The sequence below is a fragment of the Bacillus manliponensis genome (genome assembly GCF_000712595.1).
Lineage (GTDB): Bacteria > Bacillota > Bacilli > Bacillales > Bacillaceae_G > Bacillus_A > Bacillus_A manliponensis.
In genome coordinates, this window is the sequence record NZ_JOTN01000077.1 from 1 (window position 1) to 640 (window position 640).

At 28.8% G+C, this 640-nt stretch carries 1 pseudogene; it reads left to right on the forward strand.

The window, feature by feature from the left end:
- Window positions 1–320: 320 nt before the first annotated feature.
- Window positions 321–590: pseudogene (locus tag BAMA_RS23290) on the forward strand (alpha/beta hydrolase); the annotation flags it as partial.
- Window positions 591–640: the final 50 nt, after the last annotated feature.

Below are 640 nucleotides of genomic sequence, written 5' to 3' on the forward strand. Positions count from 1 at the left end.
ATCTGTGCAGAGATAATAAAGTTGTTTAATTTACAATAAAGTCATTTAAAAAATAATATAATTGTTTAAAAATCCTTCTCCCACTAACGGAGTAGATTAGCTCAATAAGGAATCAAAATAAGAACTTGTAGCTTCTGAAGAAATGGAAAAAAAGAAAGATTTTAAATACAAAGTAGACTCTGTTATACAGAGGTAGAGAGATATTATAATTCATTTGTAATAAATTAGGAATAGTTTGATTTGTTTAAAACTGAGTAGAGGATTATAAAGTGTGTGCGGTTTTTTGCCAAGTCCTATATGTCTTATTCTATGGAGGAAATATGCTTAAAGATAATTTTAAAATTAGTAATATTCCCACGGTTTTATGGGGAGATAAGAGTGAAAAAATTTTTATTGCAGTACATGGAAATATGTCAAATAAGGAAGATGCAGTTATTCAAATATTAGCTGAAGAAGCCAATCAAAAAGGTTATCAAGTATTAAGCTTTGATTTACCTGAGCATGGAGAAAGAAAAAATGATAATACTCCTTGCAAAGTACAGTTTTGTGTTAGTGAATTATCTATAATTATGAATTACGCAAAAGAACATTAGAAAGAAGTAAGCGTGTTTGCATGTAGTATGGGAGCTTATTTTAGCCT